The organism is Devosia naphthalenivorans (assembly GCF_003056355.1).
Lineage (GTDB): Bacteria > Pseudomonadota > Alphaproteobacteria > Rhizobiales > Devosiaceae > Devosia > Devosia naphthalenivorans.
Genome location: NZ_PYVW01000004.1, coordinates 292,753 through 309,267, shown reverse-complemented (window position 1 = coordinate 309,267; position 16,515 = coordinate 292,753). Strand labels below are relative to the sequence as shown.

The 16,515-nt window shown below is 61.6% G+C and carries 13 protein-coding genes and 4 pseudogenes; 11 read left to right on the top strand and 6 right to left on the bottom strand.

Annotation, left to right across the window (positions count from 1 at the left end; genetic code table 11):
* Positions 1-115: pseudogene (locus C8264_RS08850) on the top strand (IS5/IS1182 family transposase); the annotation flags it as partial.
* A gap of 682 nt (positions 116-797) precedes the next feature.
* Here the strand turns inward: C8264_RS08850 and C8264_RS08845 are convergent.
* Positions 798-2,945 carry an AAA family ATPase gene (locus C8264_RS08845; protein ID WP_108460602.1) on the bottom strand — a complete coding sequence of 716 codons (2,148 nt, stop codon included), beginning with the start codon at positions 2,943-2,945 and terminating at the stop codon, positions 798-800.
* A gap of 355 nt (positions 2,946-3,300) precedes the next feature.
* Between C8264_RS08845 and C8264_RS22900 the strand changes: the two are divergent.
* Positions 3,301-3,504 (top strand): annotated as a pseudogene (locus C8264_RS22900) (DUF6538 domain-containing protein); the annotation flags it as partial.
* On the opposite strand, the gene C8264_RS22110 reads toward C8264_RS22900, so the two are convergent.
* Positions 3,469-4,335 carry a hypothetical protein gene (locus C8264_RS22110; protein WP_162783526.1) on the bottom strand — a complete coding sequence of 289 codons (867 nt, stop codon included), beginning with the start codon at positions 4,333-4,335 and terminating at the stop codon, positions 3,469-3,471. The pseudogene C8264_RS22900 and the gene C8264_RS22110 overlap by 36 nt on opposite strands.
* Positions 4,336-4,682: 347 nt before the next feature.
* Between C8264_RS22110 and C8264_RS22105 the strand changes: the two genes are divergently transcribed.
* The 7 genes and pseudogenes from C8264_RS22105 (at position 4,683) to C8264_RS08815 (ending at position 9,660) form a co-directional block, all read left to right on the top strand.
* Complete coding sequence (locus tag C8264_RS22105; RefSeq protein WP_162783525.1) at positions 4,683-4,937, top strand: site-specific integrase; 255 nt, start codon at positions 4,683-4,685, stop codon at positions 4,935-4,937.
* Between the two features lie 125 nt (positions 4,938-5,062).
* Positions 5,063-5,434 (top strand): hypothetical protein, encoded by a 372-nt coding sequence (locus tag C8264_RS08835; protein ID WP_162783524.1) that lies wholly within the window; start codon positions 5,063-5,065, stop codon positions 5,432-5,434.
* Positions 5,435-5,518: 84 nt separating this feature from the next.
* Positions 5,519-6,032 (top strand): annotated as a pseudogene (gene rnhA / locus C8264_RS08830) (ribonuclease HI).
* A gap of 240 nt (positions 6,033-6,272) precedes the next feature.
* Positions 6,273-7,778, top strand: coding sequence for an autotransporter-associated beta strand repeat-containing protein (locus C8264_RS22495; protein ID WP_245892993.1), 1,506 nt, complete (start codon positions 6,273-6,275; stop codon positions 7,776-7,778).
* A 15-nt stretch (positions 7,779-7,793) separates the two neighbouring features.
* Positions 7,794-8,585 (top strand): annotated as a pseudogene (locus C8264_RS22490) (autotransporter outer membrane beta-barrel domain-containing protein); the annotation flags it as partial.
* An 18-nt stretch (positions 8,586-8,603) separates the two neighbouring features.
* Positions 8,604-9,146 carry an invasion associated locus B family protein gene (locus tag C8264_RS08820; RefSeq protein ID WP_108460599.1) on the top strand — a complete coding sequence of 181 codons (543 nt, stop codon included), beginning with the start codon at positions 8,604-8,606 and terminating at the stop codon, positions 9,144-9,146.
* 277 nt (positions 9,147-9,423) lie between these two features.
* Positions 9,424-9,660, top strand: coding sequence for a nuclear transport factor 2 family protein (locus C8264_RS08815; RefSeq protein ID WP_108460598.1), 237 nt, complete (start codon positions 9,424-9,426; stop codon positions 9,658-9,660).
* 47 nt (positions 9,661-9,707) lie between these two features.
* Here C8264_RS08815 and C8264_RS08810 read toward each other — a convergent pair whose 3' ends face one another.
* Positions 9,708-10,631: an NADP-dependent oxidoreductase gene (locus tag C8264_RS08810; protein WP_108460597.1), complete on the bottom strand. Its 924-nt coding sequence runs from the start codon at positions 10,629-10,631 to the stop codon at positions 9,708-9,710.
* A complete protein-coding gene (locus C8264_RS08805; protein WP_342748686.1) occupies positions 10,628-11,092 on the bottom strand; it encodes an ester cyclase in 465 nt (154 codons plus the stop codon). The genes C8264_RS08810 and C8264_RS08805 overlap by 4 nt, the downstream gene beginning before the upstream one ends.
* A gap of 91 nt (positions 11,093-11,183) precedes the next feature.
* Between C8264_RS08805 and C8264_RS08800 the strand changes: the two genes are divergently transcribed.
* Positions 11,184-12,116, top strand: a complete 933-nt coding sequence (locus C8264_RS08800) for a LysR family transcriptional regulator (RefSeq protein WP_108460596.1) — start codon at positions 11,184-11,186, stop codon at positions 12,114-12,116.
* Between the two features lie 224 nt (positions 12,117-12,340).
* On the opposite strand, the gene C8264_RS08795 is transcribed toward C8264_RS08800, so the two are convergent.
* Together C8264_RS08795 and C8264_RS08790 are read right to left on the bottom strand one after the other, a co-directional pair.
* Positions 12,341-13,747, bottom strand: a complete 1,407-nt coding sequence (locus C8264_RS08795) for an NAD(P)-binding protein (RefSeq protein WP_205245642.1) — start codon at positions 13,745-13,747, stop codon at positions 12,341-12,343.
* A gap of 85 nt (positions 13,748-13,832) precedes the next feature.
* Positions 13,833-14,882, bottom strand: a complete 1,050-nt coding sequence (locus tag C8264_RS08790) for an AraC family transcriptional regulator (protein WP_108460594.1) — start codon at positions 14,880-14,882, stop codon at positions 13,833-13,835.
* A 160-nt stretch (positions 14,883-15,042) separates the two neighbouring features.
* On the opposite strand from C8264_RS08790, the gene C8264_RS08785 reads away from it, so the two are divergent.
* Positions 15,043-16,512 (top strand): FAD-binding oxidoreductase, encoded by a 1,470-nt coding sequence (locus C8264_RS08785; RefSeq protein WP_245892992.1) that lies wholly within the window; start codon positions 15,043-15,045, stop codon positions 16,510-16,512.
* The last annotated feature ends 3 nt before the right edge of the window (positions 16,513-16,515 follow it).

Here is a 16,515-nt window from a genome sequence, read left to right as displayed (position 1 = left end):
GTTCGGCAGACTTAAGGACTGGCGGCGCGTCCACACCCGTTACGACAGGTGTGCCCACACCTTCATGTCTGCAATCTGTATCGCCGCAACCGTCATCTTCTGGATCAATCAATGAGTCCTGAGCCTAGTATAACACGGGGCTCCCCGGCACATGTGTGCTTATCAGCCAACCGGCGGGGCATATCGGGACTGGGCAAAAGACGGCAACGTTAACTTCGTTTATGGGCGAGGTGGATGATGCGGCACTGGTGGATCACTTAAGCGATGATGTGTTGGCTCTGTACGTCAAGCTCGAACCCGACAGCGGCACCACGAACGTGCGGAACATCTAGACGCGGAAGAGGGAAAGACGGACAGCCATTGAAGTCGTTGGATGGGTGTCGAAAACCGCTCGCTGCGTTCCCCGCTTTAGCTGAACGCATAATTCGGCCCATAAGCCGCTCTGGGTCCCTCTTACCCAAACGGCTTACCCGGGGGTGCGCGGAGCCCCGGGGTCCGACAGTTTTCGTTTCTAAGCAATTAACCTAAATGTGGTTATCTGACCCGGCAGGAGTGGTGCTTCGCAGGTTAAGGTGCGCCATCTGGGTAACCCGACCGGCCCCTCAAGTAGCAACCCACGAAAGCCCCTTGGGTGGGCGATGAGTAGGGGTGAAGAAAAGCTCAAGTTGTGGGGTGCATCAGCGCCCGGACATTCGGACACCCCTAAAGGGGTGTGTCCGTGTCCGTCCGGATCGCGTTGCAGTTTGCCGGTTGGACATGTCTGGACATGTCCGGCAAATGCCCATGTCCGTCCGGGATCAGACGAGGTCATGGTCGTCGTCGTCCTCAGGGGCTCCGGTGAAGTCTTCAGCAGGTCCACGGGAGGAATCCGGCAACCAGTAAATGCCTTCTTTAAACTCCACCTTGTGCGTCCGCATAAGCTTCTCGACTGCACGGTCGAAGGCTTTGCGGCGGCTGTCAGGGTTTTCGACAGCGGAAACAGTGCGGCCATCCACGCATGCCTTACGCCAGCTATCCTCCCGCACCCCGCGTTGCCCGTTGCGAACAATGCCCTCGGTTTTAAGCAGGTCGTGGAAGATGGAGTAAGCCGCTTCAACACTAGCCGACATGCGTTCAGTCTTAGGCGCGGCGTCGGCATCCAACTCTTTGCATAGTGCTGCTGTCACCGCGTCGCCGTCGCCATCGGTCCCGAGCGCACGCGTCGAAATGGCAAATGCTAGGTCTCGTTCACAAGAGCCGTTGCGGTTCTTGGTCAGCTTGCCCCGTACAATGCCGCCCTCGCCCTTGGTCAGGTGGAGCGACACGTCTAGCGCGCCGTTGAGCACGCTATGACCGCGAGGCAGTCCGCTCGCCCCATCCTTGGTGTCATGGTGGATCAGGATGACGGCTGCCCCCCATTTAGTCAGACCACGCGCAGCGGCCACAACCCGACCCATGCCTTCGGCCGTGTTCTCTTCGAGACCGGGAAAAGCCATTGCCAGCGTGTCTATAAGGACCAGAGCAGGGCGTTCGCGCTTAACAGCAACCCGAAGCGCCAACAGGTCGGCGCTGCCTTTGGATAGCAGGTCCGACACCCCGCAAACCAGCTTGAAAGCATCGGCTTCGCCGTGCTCGGCAAGTAGCGCCGAGATGCGTGCCTTCATGCCGTGTTCGTCCTCGGCAGCGACATAGAAGACTCCGCCTTGCTTTGTCCGCATCCCGAAAATGGGCTCACCCTGCGCTACAGCAAAGCCGATCCGTGGAGCGATCAGTGATTTTCCGACGCCGGGGGCCCCGACGATGCACGCGATGTCGCCTTCGGCCACAAGCCCCTTGACCACATAGTGACGGTGTTCGGACGTGGAGCATTCGTTTGGCGAGATAAATGATAGGCGTCCTGTCTCCTCACCCTCGATCTCATCTTCTTCCCCAACATCTTCGTCGTTGAGAAGACTAGTCCAGAGGTCCCGTTCCGCAAATGCCTCTTCGGCACGCTTTCCAAATGCAAAGCCAATGATATCGGGCAACTCGGCAAACCGTTCCGCCCACCGGGCGTCACGATCTTCTTCGGGCACCATATTGAAAGCAGCTCGCAGCCGCGTGAACGCCTCAACCGGGGACACATCAGTCGCAGACCAATGACCGGCCAAGGCGATTGCAGCGTGATGGAAGATTTCGCCGGTCCAGATAGCCTTCAGGTGAGCAGCTTCGTCAAAGGTGCCGTGCTCCTGACCAGCGTCGTCGGTCTTCGTCTTCCCTCGCTTGCCAATGGCGGTGGCGTCGAGGTCGTCCGCTTGGTCAATATAACGCGTGCCTTCAACAAGGAACGTCGCCACGCGGGGCCGCCCGGTCACATTGCCGAAATAATAGGCTTGGGACAGCGTGAAGGAGGCGTCGTCCAGTGTGCCGCCCAGAACGCCGTTTAGACGAGCCATATGGCGGATGCGTTCGGCAGGCTCCAACTCCTCGCTGAATGGGGTGAGGACACGGAAGCGGGGATGCGCTGGTGTGGACGATGGGGTATCATAGATAAGTCCCGTAATACCCGCCTCAAAGAGCTTCTGCCGGGCTTCTAGTGCAGACATTTTGCCTGCATCATAGTCCGCTTCCACACCGGTCACGACAATCACATTTGCATCGTGGCGGAGGCTGTTCCCGGTCTTCCGCCCGCTGCCGTCTGGGCGGGGGCGAAGGGGGGTCGGCGTATCGCCGAAAACTGCCAGTTTCATCCAAGGCAAAGAGCCTTTGGAATCCGCATCCGTCTTCTCGATTATGTCCGCGAACTGGCGAAGAGAGAGGCGCTTGTCCTGTTTGGTTTGCGCGGCTTGAGACTTAAACCGCGTGGCACGAATTGGGCAGTCCAGCGGCGAGTCATCCAAGCCAACCATGCGGCGGCATTCAGGGTCAGCATACGAAAAATCTGGGCGTTGCTTCGGCTGCTGAGTAGTGCTATCGTTAACTTGCATTCGGTTAATCCAGTTGCCAGTGAATGTTCAATGCGCCGTCCCAGAGGTCTCGCCGGGGCGGCGTTTTTTTCGGTGTCAGGATTGGTGAAGGCCGGTGGTCCAGTCCGGTCGAATGCTTCGATCTGGGCGATTTCTCGGTTTGCAGCCCAGCGCTAAGTCTTTGATCTAAATAAGGTCGATTCCTGCCCGGTTTGCAAAACTTCTTAATGAAATCAACGAAATCCTACAGACTACGAATCTGGGGGTCAGGAGTTCGAATCTCTTAGGGCGCGCCATTCCATCTTGTTGATCGAGCTGAACAAACTGGGTTTGCTAGACTTTTGCCCGCCGCTGTTGATACACAGAGGTGGTCCACATGGTCCTTTCTATGCCTTCTCCCTATAAGCATCCCTCAACCGGAATGTACTGGTATCGCCAACGCGTTCCTGCTCGCTTGAAGAGCGTGGCGCGAGGGAAGCTGGTTGCCGTCACTATCGACGGCCATCCATCCACACCCACGCTTGGTGCCGACATCAAGGTCTCGCTACGAACGAAGAGCCCGGCTGAGGCGAAGCGTCTGGCCCTGGAGGCTCAGGCCGAGTTTGATCGAGTGTGGCGAGGCTTCGAAACCGGGCCTGTTACGCTCACGCTCAAGCAGATCACTGCGCTCGCGGGGGAGATGTACCACCTCATACGTGAAGTGCTCGAAGACGACCCAGGCGAAGCGGCCCAGTGGGCCAAGCGGCGAGAGGAAAGAATTGCGGCCGATAAACAGCGCGCCGCATCCCGCTTGCCGCAACTGCTCATACCAAGCCCCACGTTGAACCAGCGGCTCGGGTCGTGGGTTGATGGAGCCTTGGCAGAGCATCACCTGGTCGTCGATCTGGGCACTCGCGAGCGGATGTTGGTCGAGTTCGACAAGGCCGTTGGCGATATAGCCGCTCTGGTCGAACGCAGAGGCTACGGCGACTTTAGTGATAACGTGGTGGGGAAGCGGTTCCCTTCGTTTGCACCCGCTCCGGTTGCCGATGCCCGACCTGTGAGCGGCGGCGCCACGCTCACGCAACTGTTCCAGGTCTGGTCCAATCGGCTCCAGAAGCCCAAGGCGCAGACCATCAAGGGCTACAGCAGCCTCCTCCAGCAGCTTTCGGCGTTCCTCGGGCACGAAGATGCAGGAAGCGTAACGGCAGCCGACATCGTTCGCTGGCACGACAGCTTGGTGCGTCCCGGTACCATTACCCATGAGACGTTCATCAAGAAGCATCGTGCCGCTGTCGGTACGGTCTACACGTTTGCCATGGGCGAGATGGGCAAGGTGGCGTTGCGGGCGCTCGGCGTCCCCCCGCCAGAAGTCAATCCAGCGCGTGTGAAACTTGAGGGCGAGAAGCGGGTAGTAGGTCGGCCGAAGCACTTCCTACGCGAAGAAGCGACTAGCATCCTTAGGTGTGCGCTGGTGGCTGAGGAGGCGGAGAACGGCTTCGAGCCTTACAACCGGGCTGCCCAACGCTGGGTGCCTTGGTTGGCGGCGTACACCGGGGCAAGACCAGGCGAGCTCTGCCAGCTGCGGGGTGAGGACTTCAAGGAGATCGACGGCATCAAGTGTGTAGCCCTGCTTCCAGATGCTGGAACGATCAAGACCCGTAAATATCGGTATGTTCCTCTACATCCTCACCTCGTCGAGATGGGCGTTTGGAAGTTCGCAAGCCGTTCCAGCCGAGGCCCATTGTTCTACAACCATCACCTGACCTCCGAGCAGCCGTGGTGCAGACCGTGCAGATGCTCGGCGAGTGGGTGCGAGAAGTCGCACAGGTCACCGACAAGCGTGTTCGCCCCAACCACGCGTGGCGGCACTGGTTCAAGAGCAAGGGACGAATGGCGGGCATTGATGACGGATACCTGGACGTTATCTGTGGACAGGTTCTGCCTACGGCGGGGCGGAACTACGGCGAGTATGAGCCAGTGGCCCTGTTGCGGGAAATCGAGAAGCTCCCGGTCATCGAAGTCGCACCTTAGCGCAGGCGGCGGGCGGCACTAGACTGGGTTTTCCCAAATAGTTATCTCGATAACCCATTGGCGAAAAAGGCTCTTCAATTAAACCACCTCCTCGGATTACTCATAGCGCGACCAGGGATTGCCCAATGCACGCCAGACGACCTCGACGCCTTCGCCGCTCCACCGAACTAACCCTTGAGCGGTTCGCGGCCACCATGCCTGGGGTAGACGTTAGGAAGATCAAGCACGACCTGGGGCGGCTTGAGCTGCTTCGTCGCACTCACTACCGGACACGGTGGCGGGTGCGGCAGTCGACCGCGAAGCTCCTGTTCGAAGAACGGGAATGGGACGGAACCGGAAAATTGGACATCTTCCCGACCGAAGTGGGCAGAGCCAAGCTATGGGAACTGTACGACGCAGGCGAGCTGACCATGAAGTCAGGCCACTTCTCTCCCGCAGGCCATACCGGCCGCCCCCTTAGCGCCGATCAGACGCCACGCGGGTTTCTCAACCGCTAATCCAGCCATCATCATCAATCCACCGCAAGGGCTCCTGGCACACCACCGGGGGCCTTTTTGCATTGCGACATCCGCAGGAATATCATGACCAAGATCATCGACGCAGACACCGACCTCACCAACATCTCCCCAGCTCGCCGATACGTGGTGGCCACTGACGGGGCATGCCGTGGCAATCCTGGTCCAGGAGGCTGGGTGCCATCCTCACGTCCTTCGACGTGGACAGGCTTCCCCGGACGAAGACCGTGTCAGGTGCGAAGCGGCACACCACCAACAATGAGATGGAGCTGACAGCCGCCATCAAGGCGCTGGCCTGTCTTCCGGCGAATGATGTGCCCGCGCTGGTCCAATCGGACAGCCAGTACGTCATCAACGGTATGAACGATTGGCGTCACGGCTGGCTGGCCAACAACTGGCGCAAGCCGGATGGCAAGCCAGTGAAGAACCGCGAGCTATGGGAAGCCCTGATCGCCGCCATGGGTGACCGTAGGTGACCTGGGAGTGGGTCCGTGGCCATGCAGGCCACAAAGACAATGAGACCGCCGACCACCTCGCCAACAAGGCAATCGACCGAATGCTGAGCCGCAAGCGAGCCTGACCACTCCAACTCCTTCAAACGCCGACCAAGGCCCTCGGAGCAATCCGGGGGTCAGCACAAACCGGCCGTAGTGGTCACGGCGGTGATGGTGGCCTGGGTCTTTCCTTTTCGGGTAAGGCGCTGACAAATACAGGTACGATCGGCGGGGGCGCGGGCGGTGGCACTGGCGTCTCCTTTGTCGGTGAGGTGCTGACGAATACAGGTACGATCGGCGGCGGTGCGGGCGGTGACAGCGGGTCAGTGACCGACGGTTGGGACGGCTGGGTCGGCTTGGCCGGCAATGGCGGCATGGGCGTCTCCTTTGTTGGTGCGTTGCTGACGAATTCAGGCACGATCAGCGGTGGCGCGGGCGGTGACAGCGGGTCAGTGACCGACGGTTGGGGAGGCTTGGCCGGCAATGGCGGCATAGGCGTCTCTTTTGTCGGTGACTCGCTGACGAACACAGGCGCGATCAGCGGCGGCGCGGGCGGTAACGGCGGCTCCGGGGCGGAGAACCAGGCGGGTGATGGTGGTGTCGGCATCTCCATGGCTGCTGGAAGCTTGACGAACATGAACAGCATCACGGGCGGCTCAGGTGGCACGGCCGCGGGTGGCGATAGCGTCTATGCTGCGGGCGGCGTGGGCATAGTCGGTTCGGATCTCCACGTCATCAATTCCGGCATGATTTCCGGCGGCCTGGCCGGCGACGGAGCAACGCGGGCCAACGCCGTTGCGTTCACCAGCGGCAGCAACCGGCTGGAACTGCAGGCTGGTTCAACGATCATCGGCAATGTCGTCGCAGGAGGCGGCAATAATGTGCTGGCGCTGGGCGGCGCCGTCGATGCGACATTCGACGTTTCCGGCATGGGCACCGGCTTGCAATATCAGGGCTTCACCGATTTCGAGAAGACCGGTGCGAGCACCTGGACGCTGGAGGGCGACGGATCGGGCTTTGCAGGCGACACGGTAATTGCGGCCGGCACAATGATCGTCGGTTCCGATACCGCCGATGCTGTACTCGGCGGTTCGTTCGCCGTTCAGGCTGGTGCCACGCTCGGCGGCAGCGGCACTCTCGGCTCAGGCGCGGGCTCGACCGTGACCATCGCTCGGGGGGGCACGATTGCACCGGGCAATTCCATCGGCACCCTCACGGTTGACGGCGACATCATTTTTGCCTCTGGCTCGGTCATTGAGGCGGAGATCAACCCGGCGCTTGAGAGCGACCTGATCGACGCCAGCGGTGCTGCGACGATCCATGGCGGCACGGTGCATGCGCTCAAGGCAAGCGGCGTCTACACGCCGGGCAGCCGCTGGACCATCATCGCCGCCGATGGCGGGGTGACCGGCACCTTCGATGAACTGACCCAGAACATGCCCTTCATCGATCTGTCGCTCGCCTATGCTGCCAACAATGTCTACATCGACGCGACACGCAATCAGGTGGCATTCTGCGACGTCGCAGCAACCCTCAACCAGTGCTCGACAGGTGACGGGCTTGAGACGACCGGCGCCGGGAGCCCCGTCTATGACGCGGTTGCCGCCCTTGCCGACGAATACAGCGCACGCCGGGCACTTGATGCGCTTTCGGGTGAAATCCACGCCTCGGCCATGACTGCGCTGATCGAGGACAGCCGCTTTGTGCGCGATGCGGTCAACAACCGGGTCCGCGCAGCCTTCGGCGATGTGGCTGCACCCATGCCGATCATGGCCTATGGGCCGGGTGGAACCGAGATTGCACCGGGTGCGACCGAATCTTTTGCTGCCTGAGGTCATGCTTTCGGCTCATGGGGGTCCTTCGACGGCGACGGCAATGCCGCTGGCTTCGACCATGACACCGGCGGCTTGCTGATGGGCGTGGACGGGCTGGTCACCGAGACTTGGCGTCTCGGCCTTCTGGCCGGCTATTCCCATTCCAGCTTCGACTCTAGGGATCGCGCCTCATCGGGTTCAAGCGACAACTATCATCTCGGCCTTTATGCGGGCACCGAGTGGGGCAATCTCGGCTTCCGTTCAGGCCTTGCCTATACCAGGCACGACATCGAGACCGCGCGGACCGTCTCCCTCCCGGGTTTAACCGATAATCTCCAAGGCAACTATGATGCCGGCTCCTTCCAGGCCTTCGGCGAACTCGGCTACACGATCGACACGGCTGTGGCCTCCTTCGAGCCTTTTGCCAATCTCGCCTATGTGAGCCTCTCCACCGACGCGTTCGCCGAAACGGGCGGAGCTGCGGCGCTGCACAGCCAAAGCCGGACCACCGACGCCGCCTTCACCACGCTTGGAATCAGAGCCTCCACCGACCTCGACCTTGGGGGCATGAAGGCGACAGCGCGGGGCATGCTCGGTTGGCGCCATGCCTTCGGCGACCTCACCCCGTTATCCACCCATGCCTTTGCGAGTGCCGACGCCTTCACGGTTGCCGGCGCGCCGATCGCCGAGGACGCAGCGCTGCTGGGGGCCGGGCTCGATCTCAACCTCACCGATACCACCACCCTTGGCGTCGCCTATCAGGGCCAGTTCGCAAGCGACGCCCAGCAGCACGGCTTCAAGGCAAATTTCGCCATTCGATTTTGAACAGGAGAAAGCACACACATGACACTTCGCCGGATTTTTCAGATTGGCTCTTTGCTGATCGTCTGCGCCACATATCCTTCCGCCTCGACGCTCGCCCAGGATGCACCATCGCTTCCCGGCGGGGCATCATCCTTGCAGGAATCCTATCAGGACTGGCAGGTTGCGTGCCGCATAGCGGACGCAACAAAGCGGTGTGCCGTCTCCCAGCAGCAAGCCCAGCAAAACGGGAGGAGAGTATTGGCCATCGAACTGCAAGTTGGAGCCGACAACGCCATTGCCGGCAATCTGATCCTACCCTTCGGCCTGCTGCTGGAGTCCGGTGTTACGCTGCAGATCGATGAACAGGAGACGATGGCTCCATTTCCATTCCATACTTGCCTCCCGGCGGGCTGCGTTGTGCCGCTCGGTCTTGACCAAGCCAGCGTCGATGCCCTGCGCAACGGCAGCGTTCTCAAGCTCATTGCAAAATCCAGTGACGCCGCTCAGGATGTTGCTTTCGCCATCTCCCTCAAGGGGTTCTCAGCGTCAGTCGATCGTATCAAGACACTCACTGGCGGCTGATCGCGAGAGTGACGTCAGTAGCAAAGACAAGCTACAAAGATCGTTCGTCGGACGCGGTGCAGCCGGGTATCTTCGCCGGCTAGTCGGACGCAGCGATGGGAGCGGTCACGGTCACCCGCATGCCGGGGCGGTGTCGGCGTAGTCAATTTTGCCATTGAGACGCCGGATCAGGACCGTCAACATCTGTGAGTCGAGACCGGTTCCCTCGACCTTGCCGGAATGGCCTCTGCCCGCCTCGTCCGCAAATTGCAGTTTTCCCGGCCAGCGCCGATAGATCGTGGCTTTCGGACACTTCACGCTGGAGAGCGTCTATCCATTGGCCGATGCGGTCATCTTCGAAGCGACCTGTCAGGGCCGAGGGTCCGAAACGGGCCTCCCGTACAATCAGAAATATATCTGCGTGCTGCATCTGCGTGACGGCAAGATTGCGCGCTACCAGGACTACTGGAACCCCCTGATACTGACCTCGGCCCTTGGTGGCCAGGAGGCGATGGCGAAGGCATACGCTCGCTGACGCAAAGCCGCCCAGATCCCAAGGGTTCAACCGCCAATGAGAAAGCGTCAGTCGAGCGTGACGATGACCTTGCCGCGCGCTCGGCCGGATGCCTGGTGCCCAAAGGCGGCGTCGAAGCCGCCCAGGGACACCTTGCGATCGAGCAAGACCCTGATCCCGTTCTGGTCGATCGCGCCCACGACCTGGCGTAGGCGCGGTCCATCGGAGGCGTGAAAGACGAAGGCGGCGTTTGCACCATGTGCCTTGGCCAGGGCTTCATCCGGCGGCGCGGCAATTGCGAGCATATGTCCGCCGACGCGCAGCACGGCATAGGATTGCTGCTGTGTCTCGCCGCCGATCGTGTCGAGCACGACGTCGACGTCGCAAACGGCACGGGCGACATCCTCGATGCGATAATCGATGACCTTGTCAGCGCCGAGCTGGCGGGCAATGCTGACACCGTCGCCTGATGCCGTGGCAATCACGCGGGCGCCGGCATTGCGGGCGAACTGGATCGCGAAGCTGCCGACGCCGCCAGCGCCGGCATGGACCAGAACCGATTGCCCGGCAGCGACATGGGCTGCCTCGAACAGCGCCTGCCATGCTGTGGCGGCTGCTGTTGCGATGCCGGCGGCCTCGGCGAGCGGCATGGTCGTGGGCGCCTTGGCGAGATAGGTGGCGGGGACCACGGCATATTCGGCAAGGGCGCCGCCCGCAGCCGGATCGGTTCGTGCGATGATCCTGTCGCCTGGCACCCATCCCTCGACGTCTGGTCCGACCTCAGCGATCTCGCCGGCAAGATCGGTACCCAGTGTATAGGGAAAGGTCAGCGGAAAGAACTGGTCCATATATCCGCGTTGCAATTTGACATCGAGCGGATTGAGAGCGGCGGCCAAGACGCGAACCAGAACCTCCCCGTTGCCGGGCGCTGGCCTCGCGATGTATTCGAGTGCGGGTGTGGCGTTGTATCCGGAGATGCGGACGGCCTTCATTGTGCAGCTCCCTGCTTGCCGACGGGCCACGCGCCGACCTGGAGGAGCCAGCCGAACCAGTCTTCCAAGTGCCAGGTATGGGTCAGCCTGCCATTGGCGATGTAATGGAATTCGTGAATCGGCATCTCGAACGGCTTGCCGGTCGGCGCGATGCCGAACCACTCGCCCCGATGGGTGCCGGAGATAAGGCCGCGCACGGCGGCGCGACCTGGGGCGCCGACAATCTCGAGAATGGTGACTTTCGCGTCGGGAAAAGCCGCCGCAAACCCCGCGATCAGCGGCTTCATCCCGTCTCGTCCCGGCTCTTGGTGTGGGGCGAGTGGAATGTCCTGCCAGTCTTCGGTCACGGCGGTGTCGAGGAGATCGGGCTTGCCTTCGAATGCCCGGTAGAACGTCTCGACGGCGTGGCGTTCCTCCGGTGTGAGGCCGGTGACCCGTGGTTCGGTGGTTGTGCTCATCATGCGGGCGTCCTTGTTGCGCTGAATGCCCGGAACCTAGTGAGTGCATCTCCATACTTGAAATCGATATGCAGCATGTATATCCATCCATGGCATGGATTTGCACGGCATCGACCTCAACCTGCTAGTCGCCTTCGACGCGCTGATGGCTGAACGCAGCGTTACACATGCGAGGACGCGGATCGGCCGCACCCAGCCCGCGATGAGCGCGGCGCTGTCACGCCTGCGGGCGTTGCTTCGGGACGAGCTGTTTGTGCGCGGACCGCACGGTCTGCAGCCGACGCCGCACGCACTCGATCTCGCCGAGCCGATCAGCCACGCCCTGACCGAAATTCAGCGCACTCTGGAATTCACCCAGGTGTTCGATCCGTCGACGTCAACGGCGTCCCTCACGCTGGGTCTTTCGGATCATCCGGCGTTCTTCCTGCTGCCACGGCTGCTGGAGTCGCTGCGCAAGACGGCGCCCGGCATTACTCTCAGCGTTCGCAACTTCACCAACCGCGACGACGCCATCAGCATGCTGGATTCGGGCGAGGTGGACATGACGGTCGGCGTGCCCCCGACCGCAACGGGCCGCATCCTCAATGCACCGCTGCTCGAGGAACGGTTCGTGTGCATCCTGCGCAAGGATCACCCTGCCGCGGGCAAGCAACTGGACCTCAAGACCTTCCTGTCCCTGTCGCACCTGCTCGTCTCGCCCGAGAACGAGCGGTTCGGCGTGGTGGATGCCACCCTCGCCAAGCAAGGTCTGAAGCGACGTCTGGCGCTGACGCTGCCCCATATGTATGCCGCACCGGCGCTTGTCGCCTCGTCGGACATGATTGCTACGATCATGGAGGGCGTCGTCGCGGCTTCGGGTCAGGTCGAGAGATTGGATGTGCAAACGCCGCCCATCGAACTCGACTCCGTCCAGTTCACGCTTTCATGGCATCGGCGTAACGATACGCATCTCGCGCAGAGGTGGTTCCGCGATAGTGTAGCCGCCGCGTTCCCGAATGGGCGGTCGGCCGTGCATGAAACGATATAGGCTGGGCGGATTCTGCCAGGGCCGTTTGCCTGGGGCGAAAGGGAACGTCAACATGGAAGCCAGAGGAAGGGAGCGTATTTTCGCGTTGCAACGGTAGACATTGCCGTAAATGCCGACAGCCTTGGAACCTGGTTCCTGCCGGTAATCGCGGAACGGGCGAATGTTCTGCTTAACATTGCCGTCGACGATCCCCTGCCTCACCTGCTGCGTGTGCCGTCTGCGCCTCAGTTGCCAATGTCGTTGAGCGAAACGCCTGCGAACGCGGCTAGCCGAGCCAATCCACGTTCGGCGACACCCGCCAGACGATCGGAGGCGGAAGAAATTGCGGGATCGTTGGCGCGGGAAGGATCGCGGCGTGCCGGGTTCAGGGCGCACTGGTTCGCCCAACTCGCGATATCGGGCTGCGCGCCGTATTTTCGCGCCGCCAGGGTGCCGCGTACCTGCATCTCTGCCCAGTTGGACGGGTTGTCGGGAAGCGTATTGGGTGGGCACAGGCGGTTGCGCTCCCGGTCGTCGTCACGGGTCGCTTCCACGAAACCCGCCAGCGCCGCGCAGAAGCACGGGAAGCCGGCCCGGATTGTCTGAAGCCGGATCTTGTCGGGCTGCCAGATCGGAACCAGGGGCGGATATCTGAGACCGGAGGCGGCGCAATGGACGACAAGTGCGCCAGACGCCAGGGGGATCACACCCTGGTCGAGCAGGATTTCGTATCGGCTGATTTCCCTGACATGTCCAAGCCGGACTACCCGTTCCACCGTTCGAAGCAGATCGAGCTCCCATTGGCCCACAGTGGGTGTCTTTGCCATTGTTGGGGTGGCATCCCGGTCAATCCGCAACATGACGCCGGCCGCCTCGAGGTGCAGAAACAGCTCGTCGGCAGACCGAGCCTCGGTCGCCGAAGCCATGATATCAGCTGCAAGGCCCAAAGCCACAACCGGGTCCGGCTGGACCACTGCCCGATTGAGCATCCAGGGATCGCGCGGGCGGATCCACATGATGCGGTCGGGCAGCACGCCCTTGCCCAGCAACCAGATAATTCCGTCGGCCGCGGTCTTGCCGGAACCGACGATGACGAATTCCTCCGGTGCTTCGGTCAGCCTCGCCAGTTCGTTGACCGGCACGACCCAGGCATCATCGGCGACGCCGAACGGCGGTCGGGTAGTCGCAGGGATTGTGGGCGAGAGGTAGGTGGCGTCGACGATCCGGCGTCGAACCTTGACCTGGACAGTTTCGCCAGAGACAAGCGACGTCACGAGGTGAAGGCCGTCCTCCTGACGGTAGTCGCAACTGCCGAGAAACGTTACGCGGCCCGAACCCAGGAAGCGCCGATAAAGAATGCCGTCGTAATATGCCCGTATCTCGGATGACCGGGCTCGCTCCTGTAGGCCGGCCTCTGGGCCATCACGCTGGATTTTACCAGTCCCCAGCATTGTGGAGGCGACGCCATAGAACAGCGACGCCTGGTGAAGTTGCACGAACGGATAGGCGTCGTGCCAGTGACCTCCGGGCGCGCAACGGCGGTCCACGAGGGTGACATGTACATCGGCGTAATCGATGACCGCATCGGTGAACGCCATCCCCATCGCCCCGGCTCCGACGACGAGGTAGTCGGTTTCGATCGTTCGCGTCACCACCGGACTCCTTCATGGCCCATTGTGACATTCAAGGTCGGGCAACCATCTGCCAATCGCGCGCCTCTCCACCGCATTGCCGGGCTTACAATTTGGATTGCGAACTCCCCAAAAGATCGACCTCCAACGGACCGTGCTGAGCCTGGAGAAAGGGCGATGCGGGAGCCCCAGTGTTGATCGATCGTTCTCTGCGCCAGGAGCCGGGCGGAGTGCCGACTATCTTCTTGAATGCGCGATTGAACGCGGCCTCTGACTCGTAGCCAACCTCCGCTCCTACCTGTGCCACGCTGATCCCTGGAGTTTCGAGCCGGCGTGCGGCCAGCTGCATCCGCCAGCGCGCAACGTATTGCATCGGTGTTACACCGGCAAAATGGGTGAAACGATCGGCGAAGACCGACCGTGACAGGCCAACTTCGCGCGCCAGGCGCTCGATGCTCCAGTCCTCGGCCGGCCGTCCGTGGATCAGCTTGAGCGCATGACCGATCTGCGGATGCCGGAGGCCCGACAACCAGCTCCGGGAATCCATGGGCAGGCCATCGATGTGCTGGCGGATCACTTCTATGAAAAGGAGTTCGGCCAGCTTGGCCCACACGGTCTCGCCGCCGGCATTGTGCCGGTCCGTCTCGGAAACCGCGTGGCGAACCAGGTGCGACAGCCAGCCCTGGCTCGCCGCGGCGCGTCCGTGCAGCACGCGAGGAAGCGACTTGATGAATGGATTGTAGGGGCGAACGTCGCAGCCGAGATAGCCGCAGACAAAATGGCAGGAATCGGCGCCGGAGCCCTGGTTGACCACATAGGGAAGTTGATGATCGATCGGGTGGACATACATGGCAAGATCTGGCTCGGCCCGCATCCCGATGGTCGAACACAGCACATGCGCGTCGTCCATCGGAAACGCCACGACGTCCCCGGCCTGCAAATGGATCGGGTCGACCGAGCCATCGGTCAGCTCGGCCCAGCAGGAGCCCTCCAGCAGAGTGTGGAAGTAGAAGACATACTGCGAATTGGGCATCACCCGGCCTGCAACGATCGAGGCCTTGGGCGCTTCCGCCACCCAGGCCGAGCGAAAGGTGCTGTCGAAAAAGATGGCCCCCGTCAGTCGCACTGTAGCCAGCACGTCCGAAAGTACGTCCATTGTCTCACCTCCAGTTGCACGAATGGGATAGCGACGAACGCAATCCCCGGGACGAGCGATCTCGTTCCCGGGAGCAACAACTAGGCTAGGTCAGTCCCGGCAGAATCCGCTTGTGCAACCTGCCCGTCAATACTGTTTCGAACGTTCGGACGATCAAGCAATGAAACGGGACGAAGTGGCATGTGAAGTGCGGGCCCCCAAGCATAACCTCGCATCCGGCATTGGCCATCCGGAGTGCGACATCATGAACGAGGAAACCATCACCAGCTTTGCGGCGAGCCTGCGCGGCCCCCTAATCCGCAGGGGAGACGCCCAGTATGATGAAGTGCGCAAGCTCTATAACGGCATGATCGACAAACAACCGATGCTGATCGCCCGTTGCGCCGATGTCGCCGACATCATTGCGGCTGTCGATTTCGGGCGGGATAACGCGCTGGCCATCGCCATCAGGGGCGGCGGCCATAGCGGCCCCGGTCTGGGCAGCGTCGATGACGGGCTGATGATCGATCTCTCGATGATGAAGGGTGTGCATGTCGATCCGGCGGACGCCACAGTGCGGGTCGAGCCCGGCTGTACGTCGGGCGACGTCGATCACGCCACCCACGCCTTCGGTCTTGCGGTGCCGTTCGGGATTGTTTCGACCACGGGGGTGGGCGGACTGACATTGGGCGGCGGCACTGGCTACCTCACCCGGCAGCACGGCCTGACCATCGACAACCTCATCGCCGCCGATGTCATCCTGGCTGATGGTACGTTCAAGACGGCGAGCCAGACTGAGAACCCCGACCTGCTATGGGCGCTGCGTGGTGGGGGCGGCAATTTCGGCGTCGTCACCAGCTTCGTGTTCCGCGCGCATCCGGTAAAGAACGTGTTTGCCGGGCCGATCTTCTGGGACGCTGCCCGGCATGGCGCCACGGTCATGCGCGCTTATCGCGACTTCCTGCCAAATGCGCCCGAGGCACTCGGCAGTTTCGTGGGATTGAAGACCGTCCCCTCCATGGAGCCATTTCCACGCGAGCATTGGGGCAAACGGGCCTGCGCCGTGATCTCGTGTTTCAACGGTCCTGAAGCGGAGGGCAAGGCGGTCATGGCCAAACTCATCGACGCTCTGCCCGAACCGCTGTTCAACTGGATGGCCACCATGCCTTTCCCGGCAATACAGGGACTGTTCGATCCCTTCTTCCCCAAGGGCCTGCAATGGTATTGGAAGGGAGATTTTGTGAACGAGTTCACCGATGAGGCCATCGAAGCCCACATTGCCCACGCGGCGAACGCTCCGAGCGAGCTGTCGCTCATGCATCTCTATCCCATCGATGGCGCGGTGCATCGCGTCGGCAAGGACGAGACGCCGTGGGCGGCCAGGGACGCCAGATGGTCGATGGTCATTGCAGCAATCGACGCCAATCCCCAGATGGCAGGATCGCTGACGCGCTGGGGACGGGACTATTGGGAGGCGGTCCACCAGTTCAACCCGGGCGGCGCCTATGTCAACTTCATGATGGACGATGAAGGCGAAGCACGGGTGCGAGCCAGCTATGGCGACAATTACCAACGGCTGGTGGCCATGAAGGGCAAGTTCGACCCCGCAAACCTATTCCACATCAACCAGAACATCCGTCCCAGTGGTTGAGGC

What these genes read in the sequence shown, in the direction of transcription:
- C8264_RS08805 (WP_342748686.1), bottom strand. Translation starts at nt 11,092, where the DNA reads ATGATGAGCACAACCACCGAACCACGGGTCACCGGCCTCACACCGGAG.
- C8264_RS08785 (WP_245892992.1), top strand. Translation starts at nt 15,043, where the DNA reads ATGAAACGGGACGAAGTGGCATGTGAAGTGCGGGCCCCCAAGCATAAC.
- C8264_RS08835 (WP_162783524.1), top strand. Translation starts at nt 5,063, where the DNA reads ATGCACGCCAGACGACCTCGACGCCTTCGCCGCTCCACCGAACTAACC.
- C8264_RS08820 (WP_108460599.1), top strand. Translation starts at nt 8,604, where the DNA reads ATGACACTTCGCCGGATTTTTCAGATTGGCTCTTTGCTGATCGTCTGC.
- C8264_RS08845 (WP_108460602.1), bottom strand. Translation starts at nt 2,945, where the DNA reads ATGCAAGTTAACGATAGCACTACTCAGCAGCCGAAGCAACGCCCAGAT.
- C8264_RS08800 (WP_108460596.1), top strand. Translation starts at nt 11,184, where the DNA reads ATGGATTTGCACGGCATCGACCTCAACCTGCTAGTCGCCTTCGACGCG.
- C8264_RS08810 (WP_108460597.1), bottom strand. Translation starts at nt 10,631, where the DNA reads ATGAAGGCCGTCCGCATCTCCGGATACAACGCCACACCCGCACTCGAA.
- C8264_RS08790 (WP_108460594.1), bottom strand. Translation starts at nt 14,882, where the DNA reads ATGGACGTACTTTCGGACGTGCTGGCTACAGTGCGACTGACGGGGGCC.